Origin of the sequence: Nitrosomonas mobilis (assembly GCF_900103035.1) — a bacterium.
In the GTDB taxonomy this organism is placed as follows: Bacteria; Pseudomonadota; Gammaproteobacteria; order Burkholderiales; family Nitrosomonadaceae; genus Nitrosomonas; species Nitrosomonas mobilis.
This window is the reverse complement of record NZ_FMWO01000063.1, coordinates 44,507-56,884: the sequence shown is the minus strand read 5'-3', so window position 1 is coordinate 56,884 and position 12,378 is coordinate 44,507. Positions and strand designations below refer to the sequence as shown.

The window sequence follows — 12,378 nt, the reverse complement described above, 5'->3', positions numbered from 1 at the left end:
TACGGAATTAGCTATCGTGAATTGGAAGAAATGATGTTGGAGCGTGGATTTGAAGTCGATCACACAACGCTTTATCGTTGGGTTCAACATTATGCACCCGAAATGGAAAAACGCATGCGGTGGTACTACAAGCCGACGATGGGCTACAGCTGGCGGGTAGATGAAACCTATGTGAAGGTTAAAGGGAAATGGACATATTTGTACCGAGCTATTGATAAGCACGGTGACACGATTGATTTCTATCTTTCACCTACCCGTAATAAGAAAGCCGCCAAACGGTTTCTAGGCAAAGCGCTCAAATCCATAAAACCATGGGCACATCCGCAGACGATTAATACAGATAAAGCGCCGACTTTCGGTCCTGCCATTGATGAGTTGAAGGAAGAAGGGAAATGCCCTGAGGATACGGTACACCGGCAGGTAAAGTACTTGAACAATATTGTCGAGGCTGATCATGGAAAACTCAAACAGCTGATAAATCCCGTACGCGGGTTCAAATCCATGAAGACCGCCTATGCAACGATCAAGGGGTTTGAACTCATGCACATGTTCAAGAAAGGACAGATGGATGCATGGAAATATGGGCAAGGTCTCATAGGAGAAATCCGTCTTATTGAAAGACAATTCGATATTTACACCGCATAATCAAAAATATCAGAGATTTACTCTAGCCAACGCTATTTTTTGCAACAGAGCCGATTGTGGAGCTTGGAAAGTGGATTACAGCCGTATTACGCGAGGTTGCAAATTGAGTCCAACAAACGGACGTTTTTTGTACTAATGCTTGCAGTAACCGATTGTGATTACGGCCTAGATTGTCACTTTCTGATAGCGAAACTCTACTAATCTCAGAGCGGGAGAACAGCTTTAATTCAGAATGTAGTTCCATCAGCACGATTTCTCACTCCTATATCCACTTGATACTTTCCTGTAATGAACCATTTCTTCCCACTATCGTATACCCAACATCCCAACTGTCCGTGAAAAAATTGCCTCTGCTTAATACTTGAGGATAGAAATAAGGTTGATCAAATCAATTATTTCGAATATATTAGAAATATGGAAATATATATTGCTACTAAAGCTCTTGCTGCTTTAGCTCACGAAACCCGATTAACGATATTTCGGAAGCTGGTGCAGGTGGGAGAATCAGGAATGTCGGCGGGTGTATTAGCTGAAGAATTACGTATTCCAAACGCTACCCTGTCATTTCATTTGAAAGAATTAAACAGCGCAGAGCTGGTTACTGCCCGACAAGAAAGTCGATTTATTTTTTATTCAGCAAACTTTGAAACTATGAATGGTCTTCTGAGGTATCTCACTGAAAATTGTTGTGCTGGTATGGCGTGCACTTCCACTGACATCTACTGTAATGAAGAAAGAAGCTAAATATTTTTTATATTTCGTTTTAACTAAGGAAGTGATGCTATGAAGCGATTTCATATACATATTGCTGTCAATAATCTGGAAGAAAATATCCGTTTTTATTCGGCACTATTTGGTGCAGGTCCGGTTATGAGCAAAACGGACTATGCGAAATGGATGTTAGAAGATCCTTGTATTAATTTTGCAATATCAACGAAGAGTACCAAAACTGGTGTAGATCATGTTGGAATTCAAGTTGATTCAGACGATGAGCTCAAAGAAATAGATCAGCGGCTTAATGAAGCTTTATTAAGCGCAATCGAGCAGAAAAATGCTCAGTGCTGCTACGCCGCTTCTAACAAATATTGGACAGTTGATCCTCAAGGGATTGCCTGGGAAGCGTTTCATTCATTAACTTCCATACCAACATTTGGCCAAGATGCTGAAATTCCAATCAAAAACGAATCTTGCTGTGCACTCCAGAAATGAACATACTTTTTCTTTGTACTGGTAATTCTTGTCGGTCTATCCTTGCAGAAGCCACTTTCAATCACATTGCGCCCAAAGGTTGGCGTGCGATGAGCGCAGGAAGCAAACCGGCTGGCAAAGTTCATCCCCGGTCATTAGCGTTACTTGAGCATGAAAGAATTTCAACAGAAGGGCTTCATAGTAAATCTTGGGACGATTTACCAATTGTTCCAGATATTGTGATTACGGTGTGCGGGAATGCGGATAAGGAAACTTGTCCAGTTTACCTTGGCTCCGTTTTGCGTACTCATTGGGGTGTCGATGATCCCGCCACAGCCACGGGCACAGAAGAAGAGATTAATGCAGCTTTCGAAAGAGCGTATCGTATTTTACGTACTCGTATTGAATATTTCTTCGATTCAAAGTTAGAAGATTTAATTAGAAATAAATCCCCTTTATTACAGCAAAAATTGGACAGCATAGGTATCTCAGTCACAGGTTAGAAAACGAGTTCTTTCAATCGACCTTTCATTTCAAAAGGGCCTTCTCAATGCTGATTGCTGTTCTGATTTTTACATTTACGCTCGTGTTAGTTATCTGGCAACCGCGCGGTTTGGGCATTGGGTGGAGTGCTTCCATTGGTGCCATGATTGCTTTGGCTCTGGGAATAGTGAATTTTAGTGATATTTCAGTTGTATGGAGTATCGTTTGGAATGCTACTACTGCTTTTATCGCCATCATAATCATTAGTCTGTTACTTGATGAAGCAGGCTTCTTCGAATGGGCTGCTTTGCATGTCGCGCGTTGGGGCGGTGGAAACGGGGGGTTGCTGTTTGTATTTATTGTTTTGTTAGGTGCGGCTGTTTCTGCTTTGTTTGCTAATGATGGCGCTGCATTAATTTTAACGCCAATTGTGATGGCCATGTTAATAGCGCTTAGATTCAGCCCCGCTGCAACCTTGGCTTATATTATGGCTGCGGGATTCATAGCAGATACTGCAAGCTTGCCACTTGTAGTATCAAACTTAGTCAATATTGTTTCTGCTGATTTTTTCAAAATCAGCTTTTCCGAGTATGCAAAAGTAATGATTCCGGTTAACTTCGCATCGATCGCAGGTAGCTTGGTAGTGCTTTATTTATACTTCAAACGAAGTATACCAACGCATCATGATCTAAGCTTACTCAGGGCACCTAGCGAAGCAATACGGGATTTGGCAACATTTAAGGCTGGCTGGATAGTGCTGGTTTTATTGCTCGTAGGTTTTCTTGCATTGGAACCGTTTGGAATTCCAATCAGTTTTGTGGCAATGGTAGGTGCGCTTATATTGCTTATGGTTGCAGCAAACGGTCACATTATCAGCACTCGCAAAATACTGCGTGATGCTCCGTGGCAAATCGTTGTTTTTTCTTTAGGAATGTATTTAGTAGTATATGGACTGCGTAACGAGGGTTTAACCGAGTACATTGCTAATTTATTGAATGTTTTCGCTAATTACGGTGTATGGGGTGCGACACTTGGAACAGGGTTACTGGCGGCTTTTCTTTCATCAATCATGAATAACATGCCAACAGTGCTAATTGGTGCTTTATCAATCGACGCAAGCAGCGCAACCGGAACAACAAAGGAAGCCATGATTTATGCGAATGTGATTGGTTGCGATCTAGGGCCAAAAATAACACCAATAGGCAGTTTGGCAACTTTATTGTGGCTGCATGTATTGGCACGTAAGAATACGATCATTACTTGGGGGTATTACTTTAAAGTTGGCATTGTTTTGACTCTGCCGGTCTTGGTGATAACGCTTTCTGCTCTTGCACTATGGCTTAGCATCAATTGAATTCAATGATTGATTTGAATACGCCCTCATTCGCAGTTATTCCTGGTTAGCGACGATAGAATGCAGGTAGAAGGGGATAAATGCAGGTTCATTTGCAGTTTTCTCTGGTTTGCAGGGGTGGATAGATGCAGTTATTGTTGGTTCAAAACCGCGTTGAATGCAGGTCGGATCAGTTTTAAAAGCAGGTTATTACACTTACCTTGCACTGATTTTCGCTGTTGGGTCGGGAGCCTTGCATCTGACCCATGGAAGAGACCCAGAGGTAAAGGTGCCACTGTTTGTCTTTGGTAGTTTGATTGGCTTCTGCCTTCTGACCGCTAAATTTAGCGCAGCTGTAGGATTTCTTGCGTTGCTAGCCGTCTCGGTGATTTTCATGCTCTCGAGCCTGATTGGCCTCATGAGTGGAGCGACAAACAAATCGAGCATTTACGAACCACAAATGCCTCAGCAGGTGGAATACAACCATTATGTAATCACTGAGGGGAATGAAATGTCGGAGCCCATGAGACAGCTCAAATAAAAAACCGGCCATTAGGCCGGTTTTTTTGCTGCGCCGTGAGCCCTTTTACTGACCCGAGCGCGGGATACTCAAACTCATGCGATCTGTTACCGAATCACGATCGTTTAACGTACGAATATCCGCGAGCTGTGCTCCTGACCCGTTATCGTGCAAGCCAGCTTGAATCAGTTGCTGGTACATGCCGTCACGCAAGTCATGGTCCATTCCAACCGAATCCGCATAAGCGTCCCAGTGATCTTTGGAGTTGTCACCGAAACCACCAACACGCGCAGTCGCAAAGACTTCAGCTTGCGCGTCATTCAACCCCAGGTGACGGCCTTCCTCAAGGTATTCCTCCCTGTTACCTCGCATCCCAAGTGTGCTACCAATGTTGTTGGTGATAGCAGCAATCCCCCCGCCGGAGGACTCCCCAAAATCATGCACGTCCTTAGCCAGGCCACGAATGCGACTCTCGGCTTGATCAACTGCAGGTTTTATAGCTGATTGGCCGTACACCTGCGCGTCGTTTTCCACCACCGGCTGCATGCGCTGGTACTCACCACCAGGATTGGAATTATGGATCGCAGCATCTTTCCTTCCAGCGAATGAAGAATTGAAGCTGGACGTATCAACAGAATGGCCAGCACGCTGCGTTTCTCCTTCGAGGTTACCGGCGGCAGGTGCTCGAAGATTTGCATAGCGGTCGTAATCAACAGCTGGACCGTCAAGCGACGAAAAATCACCATGCTTAGCAAGTGTCATAAGAGCAGCAGCAGCATCAGCTCGACGAGGATCAAGCATTGTGTTGCTCAATTGGCGCTGATGCTCCTGGAACTCTTCACCGTACTTGTTCATCGCATCGGAAACGACAGCACCATCGCGACCCTCACCAACAACCTTACCTGCCCAGGAATCCAATTTAAAATTCTCACTGTAGCCGGCGGACCGCACAAAGGATTCAGCTTGTTGGAACGCCTTCTGATCGGATAGCGTTTGCTGAGCTGATTTAGAAAGACTCTCCTGATCTGATTTGGAGACACCAGATCTCTCTGAATGGTCAAAATTTTGAGCGAGGTTATAACCCTGTGTACGATTCAAAGAGTTGGCAATTCTCTCGCCAAGAACGGCTTTTACCGCATTGTTAACGTTCTCGGAGCTGTTCATGTTGTCAGATCTGGACGACTGACTGGTATTGGATGCATCCACACCACCGCTAACACCCACCCCAGCACTCCCTCCAGTTCCGCCTGGTGCTTCGGCCTTAGCACTTAGCCCCGCGGTACCAGAGGCACCGCCACGCAAAGCGACACTGGCAATGCCGGCCTCAATTTGAGTCGAGGAATACCCTTGCTGCCGTAACTGGTCGATACCGGCTTGAAAGCCAGCATCGCTATTCATACCAAAGGAGCTCTGCAAACCACGGCCAACTGCTGCCTGGTCACCGATGCTGTTTGAACTGTCCAGTTGACGGCCGTAGGCGCTGGTAAGTTGTTTCGAGAAACTTTCAGCGGAAGCTTCGGCACGAGTGCGCGTGCTGGAGAGCCCCTCACTCATCATTGAGCCTACCGAAATATCGCCGCGTTGATTTTCTGAACCATTAATACGCAGGCCTTTGTCGTAATCACTGGTAGCGAAAGGCGTCGTCTGAAGCCCTGCTGCAGGCGTGATGACGTCGGGAGAAGCTATTTTTTCGTTGATCTGATCGGAACCGTTCATACGCCCGGCGATACCAGATGCAGCGATGGCGGTTCCCGAAACAAGAAACAAGCAGATTGCTGGCACTGACGAGGCCATCAGGCCTGCAACGCGAACAGCTTGCTCAAGGGCTGGCTGCATTTGCTTCAGCATCTCAAAAGATACAGCCGCACCGCCCACGTCAAATGACGAGGTATTCAACAACCCCTGCATCACCGACGCGGTGGAGGACACAGTGTATAAATTCACGATGGACAGCGCCGGCATCCACAACACCATCCATGCGAGCAGCATCATGTACTTACCGATCAGGCTAATGCCAAAACCACCCATAGCAATTAAGAACGCCATTAGGGGGGTGATCGCATAGATCAAACCTTCAAAGAACGTCATAAAGGGCCGAACGTACTTCGTGAACATCGTACCTTCTGCTGCCCACTGGGTGTTTTGCTGAGCTTGGGCCTGACTCATCATCACTGCATAACTACCCTGAAGATCCTCAACCGCCTTTTGACCAGGTGCTTGAGTGAAAATCGGGTAAAGGATGGAAGCCATCGTGAACGCGCGGGCATCCATCGAGGAAAGGTTCAAAGCATAAAGAGAATCACCGATCCGTGTGGTGACCTCATCACCACTCACAATCTTGCCTGGACGCTGGAAACCAGCCGTAGCCACTTCCTCCATCACGTTGTCAGATGACGAATTAGTTGCAGAGACCAAAGCGCTATGAGCATCTGAACAACTCAACGTCCGGCCGCCGGCGGTACCATCAAAAATTTGTGTGTAATAGACGTTGCTGGAGAATTTCGCTGATTGCATTGGATCGTTGCTACGAGCGACATTCGCATAAACCGTCATGTCGTCCCCCATGCCAGCGAGGGTGCATTCGCGAAAGTAATTGGACCAGGATGAAAGTAGGTCCTGATTGACGGTACCACCGTTTGTAAAGGCAGGTATCGACATCAAGTTGCCCGTCACCGACCGAACTCTCATAAGAGTCTCGATTGGGTCAGCAAAACCATAATTTGTCATCGAAGGTGTAGAGAACGCCTGCTCCATCAGGTGGGTGATGTTGTAGCCGACGTTGGAGATGGTTGAGCCAACCATCAGCGGCCCCAACGGAACATTGTCTACGACCGTGACGGTGCCGTCATACACGTCTTCGATGATTGCGCGTCCGGACGGACCATACATCGCCAGATAGAGGATTAAGCAAACGCCAACCTGGTGGAATGGTATCGCCTGATTTTTATATACAGCCTGGAAACCAAGGAAAAGCGTGCCAATCAAAAAACCAATTTTGGCCAAAGACTCAACATCACCGGTGCCGCAGATCATGGCCACGGCATTCAAGACCTCTTCAAGGTAGGAGGCTGAACCTACCGAATAGATAGTGAACTCCATTACTGAGCCCTCACAGAACGATTGCCCATAGTCGAAATAAAATTCGGAGGCGGGATAACTTCCATGCGGACAGTCCAATCCTTATACATGTCATTATCGTTACCGTATTTAGCTTGAAGTGCCAGATGCTCCGAGGTTAAACGATTACGTGCGTCGACAATAAAATCTCGACTCTTCTCGCCTAATTGATCAACCATTTTCCCCCGTTGAAGCACAGATTCAGCGGTATTAATGTAGGAGGATGTGAGCGAATAAGCCCCTTCCAAAGCAAGCATTTTGGCGTGTGCGGCAACAAATCCTTTTGCCATCGACTCACTTCGCTGAGCAATGCGTTGAATCATCGCGGAGAAACCAGCTTTCTGCAGTGCGCTAATAACAGCTACTTCATCTGCATTGAAAGAACCAACATTGGTTGCCCACTTATAAACGATACCTGGAGAGTTCGAATTACCATTGAATGACTTAACAATCTTTTCGGCAAGACCATCGAATGCAATTTGCTGGCTCTTGATCTCCATGCATGCAGCTTCATCTGCAGAACAGTCGTAGATCGACACCTGTTCTTCTTTTTTCCCCTCAACAATATCCTGTAGTGTAATACCCGTGGGACCGAAATACTGGGTCTCAGGAACTTTCCCCTTACCGTCTTCGGAATCAGTCAGTGACTTAATAATCACGGTCCCCGTAAAAGACATGATCATTTCATCAGTCTGCCTTGAACCGTATGTGAAGAAACTTCTTGCACCATACTGCTCCATAGAGCACCAGAGAACGTTGCCGATATCTTCGCAGGACTTAAAATGCCCGGCGTCGTTTTGCTGTTCTTTAGGAGATTTCGAAGTCAAGCTACCAGGCATAAGAGAAGCAAACGCATCGCCCACCCCCGAAGTGACGTTGATGTTGGCTGCGCGCATTGTCTCCTTAGAGGTGAACGAACTGAAAGCGTCAGTTACCAAACCTTGGGCGAGTTGGCAGGAGTTAGACATCAAACTATTGATGTCCTGCATAACCTCCTGGAGATTCTGAATAACGTTATGAACTGTAGGGCCCATAGCATTCAGTGCAAGCTTGAATGCGTAGCCAGATGCAACGCCGACGGCGTTCGACGCTACAGACCGGAGCGATTGAACGAATTGTTGTGCGTTGATAAACGAGAAAGACCCCGCGAACATATCGATCCCGCCACACCCAGCCTGAAATGACGGTGGTCTGAAGGATACAATAGGTGTAGTTGAGATCTTATTGCGAACTCGTAAGGAGCCCCCAGTGATGACGCCTCGTGTAGCTGTCTCATAAGCACCGGCGTCGGTAACATTCGACATCGAATCAAACATTGAGTCGAGTTGAGACTGTATATCCGCGTGTGCACCAAGCGGCGCTAAACCCAATAGCGCAGCAAAGATTAAGGTATTACTTTTCAGTCTCATTGTGAGGCTCCCCATCAATAGCCTTGCGTGCCAATTTCTTCTTCATTGCTTCAACGAATTTCTCAGGACTATTCAGAAGATCTTCATCAATGCCGTCGTTATCATCTAGGGATAGAAGTCCGTTATCAAAGAATGGTTGTGTACTGTCAAACGTCTTCTTATCAATAAGACCTGTATCGCGCGCAGCAATTAATATTCGATTAAACAGTACGTCAAGCGTAATTGCGCCATAGCCGACTATTTCAGTCTTATTTGGAGGAATCGCAAGCGCTAAAGCCGGGGTTTGAAACACTTCGAGTTTTTTAGACTGGCCATCGTCGATACGATAATCAGGAAAAGCGTTGTTATCTAGAGGCTTACCATCCACTGAGACTGGAATAATATTTATTCCAGTGGAATTTGTCAGCGATTGCAAGACACTGGCCTGCTCAGCACAAAGAATGCAGTTCGATTTAAAAAAGAAAAATAAACCAACCTTGTTGCCAAGACCTCGAAGAACCTTGTCTTTGTTTGATGTAACTTCCCGATTTAGAGCATTAGCTGCGTAAGTTGCAACAGGGCGACGACTATCCTCATCCAGGAATGGATCCTTCATGATTACTCTCGACGAAGCTTCAGAGAACTGTGAGGCTTTGTCCATCATGACGCGCTGCAAGTAATAATAGGCCTGAACGTTAGCGTCAGTCGGGTTATCAATTGCTCGATCACGATAGACGGGGAGATTTTTCTTAATCCACGCCACGCTGAAAACCTCCGGACCTTTTGGCGCAGGAGGTTCTTGTTTTTCCGGCTCTTTCTCAGGAGCGGGGGAAGGCGGAGGAGGGGGGGGAGGCTTTAAAGGTTCCTCAGGAATCTCCTCAGGGGGATCTTTGTACCAAAACCAGCCTTCTGCCTTCCCTTTATAGAAATTTTCACTTCCTGCAGATGGCAGAGAAGGTTCTTCTTGAGTATCCGCTTTAACTGAATGAGCTAGCGAAATTAACAGAGCCGAAGCTAATGCTAATGAAACCCGCATATTCAACTTCCTTTGTAGTGGTCAAGTGTTTTAGGCCACCGTCTTTTGAGTTTTCCAGTAGGCCTTCTCTGCCGCATTCGGCGGCAATCCACCGTTGTGTTTGTGCGGTCGCAGCGCACTGTAATAACCGATCATATAGTTTGTGACCGATTGCTTCGCTGAGGCAAAGCATGGATACCCAATTTCTGGCACCCATTCTGTTTTCAGACTCCGGAAGAAGCGCTCAGTCGGGGCGTTATCCCAGCAATTCCCTCGCCGGCTGAGGCTCTGTTTCATTTGATAACTCCAGAGCAACTGCCGGAACCTCAGGCTTGTGTACTGACATCCCTGATCCGAATGGAACATGACTCCTGATGGCTTCCCACGGGATTCATACGCAATCGTCAGAGCCTTCTTCACCAGGTCTGTATTCGGCGACAGGGATATGGCCCAACCCACCGGTTTACGGGAGAACAAATCGATCACAACAGCCAGATAAGCCCAGCGCGCACCGGTCCAAAGATAGGTGATGTCTCCGGTCCATACTTGATTGGGCTCCTCTACGTCGAACTCCCGGTCAAGAAGGTTTGGAATATCCAGGTGCGGCTGATCGGCCTTCTTGTAACCGTGGCTTGGCGGCTGCGTACTTACCAGTCCCAGCTGCTTCATCCGTCGGCTGGCACGGTACCGGCTCAGCGGTATTCCGGCCTGTGTCACCATGCTGGCAATCGTTCGTGCCCCAGCTGAACCATTGCTGGTCTCGTGTGCCTCGATAACCTGCTCCTGGAGCGCTTGCTCAGCCTCACAGGGCGTTCTATCCCGGTCACGCCATGCCCGATAGCTACTGCGATGCACCCCAAACACCTGACACAGGCGCTGCACCGCATGGCTCTCTTCAAGTCGCTCGATTATCGAGAATTGCTCAGGGAGTCCGACATCAAGAGAGCGGTAGCCTTTTTTAAGATTTCTTTCTCTTCCTCCGCCCGACGAAGGCGGCGCTTCAGTTCCTGAATCTCACGCTGCTCTGTGGTCAGGGCCTCGCCTCTGGGCGCTTTGCCAGCCCGTTCGGAACGAAGTTTACGGACCCAGTACTCCATGGTGGATTTACCGACACCCATGGCATCGCAGGCAGCTTTTACTGTGTATCCTTGGTCGACCACCAGTTGGGCTGCCTCCAAACGAAATTCCGGACTGAAGTTTCTAGTTTTCGCCATTGTCTTCACCTGATTCATTATGTGAGTGATCATACACTCAAAATCAGGTGGCCAGATCCACTATGCCACTACACTTGCCCAAGATAAGTGGCGACAGCAGCAGTTCCATATACCCAGAATCTGCCCTTTTTTTTGCGTGCTGGGTTGATCACCTTTACCCAAGCCAGGTGTTGATATTGAGCATTACCTATTTTTTTCCTGAAGTAGTTTTCGGAATAATTAAGCTCGCGAGAGACCTGTTCGCTCGTCATGTAATCGCCGTATAGGGCAAATAAGCGCTTGAGGGTTTCTTCAAGAAGTTTTTCATAGTTAATGGCCACAACCGCAGCTGAGGACTGCTGTCCATGGTCAGACGTGAGTTGAAGCATCGCAGCACCGCATTGTTGATCTGATGCCTTAATGCTATTGACCGAGCGCCTCTGACGGAGGCCAATTGGCACCCTGCCGGGGTACGGAACGCGTCATGTCTTAATTGTCTACGTTACGTCTAACAGCACGTTTTCTAACAAGAACAATTTCTGAGACACGTTCCAGGCGCAGCACAGGCAGATGAGATAGACTCGAAATTTAATGTCTACGTTATGCAGGAAGACCAGTATGGCCACGTCGAAGTGCGTAAACCGCTGAAGGTTGCCACCCATTCCACGTGAAGCCTGCCACCCGGACCGGGGCAAGGCTGCCACCCATCGGAGTGTAGCGACGCGGGGTTTCTCTTCTTACTCCGAAGTCTCAGTGCCCGTCAACTTTGCCTGCTGTTTTCGCATGGATTCGCCCCGTAGATTGATCTTGTAAGCGTTGTGAACGAGTCGGTCCAGAATGGCGTCTGCTAGTGTGGCGTCACCGATCACGCCGTGCCATTCCTCAATGGGTAGTTGGCTGGTGGCAATGGTGGAGCGCCGGCCATGCCGGTCCTCCAGTACCTCCAGCAAGTCTCGCCGGTTCTCGGCGCTCAGCTTCATCAGCCCCCAGTCGTCCAGGATCAGCACGTCGACCTTGGCCAGGCTGGTCAGGAGCTTTGAGTATTGGCCATCGCCTTTGGCGATGGTCAGTTCCCGTAGCAGTCGGGTCAGGCGGACGTACTGGGCGGTGTAACCCTCCCGGCAGGCTTTGTGTGCCAGAGCACAGGCCAGCCAGGTTTTCCCGACCCCGGTGGGACCGGTGATCAGCGCGTTCAGGTGTTCCTTCACCCACTGGCAGCTGGCCAGGCTCTGGATAAGCCCTTTATCCAGCCCGCGTGAGTTCCGGTAATCAATGTCTTCGAGGATGGCGGCGTGTCGCAGTTTGGCCCGGCGTAGCCGGCTGCTCATGCGCCGGTTGTCCCGTTCCGTCATTTCCCGGTCGACCAGCAGCCCGAGGCGCTCCTCGAAGCTCAGATCGGTGATGTCGGGGGTGGCCGACTGATCCTCTAGGGCGGCGGCCATGCCGGTCAGTTTGAGGGCGTGGAGCTTATCCAGTGTGGGGTGTTTTAGCATGTC

At 48.3% G+C, this 12,378-nt stretch carries 12 protein-coding genes; 6 read left to right on the top strand and 6 right to left on the bottom strand.

Annotated elements, in window-relative coordinates:
• The 6 genes from NSMM_RS11255 to NSMM_RS11230 form a co-directional block, all read left to right on the top strand.
• On the top strand, positions 1–645 hold a 645-nt coding region (locus tag NSMM_RS11255; protein ID WP_090284061.1), incomplete at its 5' end, for an IS6 family transposase.
• A 414-nt stretch (positions 646–1,059) separates the two neighbouring features.
• Complete coding sequence (locus NSMM_RS11250) at positions 1,060–1,389, top strand: ArsR/SmtB family transcription factor (protein ID WP_090287513.1); 330 nt, start codon at positions 1,060–1,062, stop codon at positions 1,387–1,389.
• 39 nt (positions 1,390–1,428) lie between these two features.
• Positions 1,429–1,854, top strand: coding sequence for an ArsI/CadI family heavy metal resistance metalloenzyme (locus NSMM_RS11245; RefSeq protein WP_090287511.1), 426 nt, complete (start codon positions 1,429–1,431; stop codon positions 1,852–1,854).
• On the top strand, positions 1,851–2,336 hold the full coding sequence (locus NSMM_RS11240; protein ID WP_090287509.1) for an arsenate reductase ArsC: 486 nt from the start codon (positions 1,851–1,853) through the stop codon (positions 2,334–2,336). The genes NSMM_RS11245 and NSMM_RS11240 overlap by 4 nt, the downstream gene beginning before the upstream one ends.
• Before the next feature lie 47 nt (positions 2,337–2,383).
• Positions 2,384–3,670 carry an arsenic transporter gene (locus tag NSMM_RS11235; protein ID WP_090287507.1) on the top strand — a complete coding sequence of 429 codons (1,287 nt, stop codon included), beginning with the start codon at positions 2,384–2,386 and terminating at the stop codon, positions 3,668–3,670.
• Between the two features lie 157 nt (positions 3,671–3,827).
• Positions 3,828–4,190, top strand: coding sequence for a hypothetical protein (locus NSMM_RS11230; RefSeq protein WP_090287505.1), 363 nt, complete (start codon positions 3,828–3,830; stop codon positions 4,188–4,190).
• Between the two features lie 45 nt (positions 4,191–4,235).
• Here NSMM_RS11230 and NSMM_RS11225 read toward each other — a convergent pair whose 3' ends face one another.
• From NSMM_RS11225 to istB, 6 genes are all read right to left on the bottom strand, one after another.
• Positions 4,236–7,268 carry a conjugal transfer protein TraG N-terminal domain-containing protein gene (locus NSMM_RS11225; protein WP_090287503.1) on the bottom strand — a complete coding sequence of 1,011 codons (3,033 nt, stop codon included), beginning with the start codon at positions 7,266–7,268 and terminating at the stop codon, positions 4,236–4,238.
• Positions 7,268–8,695, bottom strand: a complete 1,428-nt coding sequence (locus NSMM_RS11220) for a conjugal transfer protein TraH (RefSeq protein ID WP_090287501.1) — start codon at positions 8,693–8,695, stop codon at positions 7,268–7,270. Before NSMM_RS11220 ends, NSMM_RS11225 begins: the two co-directional genes overlap by 1 nt.
• Positions 8,679–9,710: a conjugal transfer protein TraF gene (gene traF, locus NSMM_RS11215; RefSeq protein ID WP_090287499.1), complete on the bottom strand. Its 1,032-nt coding sequence runs from the start codon at positions 9,708–9,710 to the stop codon at positions 8,679–8,681. The genes NSMM_RS11220 and traF overlap by 17 nt, the downstream gene beginning before the upstream one ends.
• 30 nt (positions 9,711–9,740) lie before the next feature.
• Positions 9,741–10,903, bottom strand: a protein-coding gene (locus NSMM_RS11210) for an IS3 family transposase (protein WP_090287496.1) whose coding sequence is annotated in 2 segments (ribosomal slippage) — positions 9,741–10,654 and positions 10,654–10,903 — 1,164 coding nt in all. Because the reading frame shifts where the segments join, the coding sequence is not laid out codon by codon here.
• 68 nt (positions 10,904–10,971) lie between these two features.
• Positions 10,972–11,271, bottom strand: coding sequence for a hypothetical protein (locus NSMM_RS11205; RefSeq protein WP_090287495.1), 300 nt, complete (start codon positions 11,269–11,271; stop codon positions 10,972–10,974).
• A 348-nt stretch (positions 11,272–11,619) separates the two neighbouring features.
• Positions 11,620–12,375 (bottom strand): IS21-like element ISSpu5 family helper ATPase IstB, encoded by a 756-nt coding sequence (gene istB, locus NSMM_RS11200; RefSeq protein WP_090287493.1) that lies wholly within the window; start codon positions 12,373–12,375, stop codon positions 11,620–11,622.
• Positions 12,376–12,378: the final 3 nt, after the last annotated feature.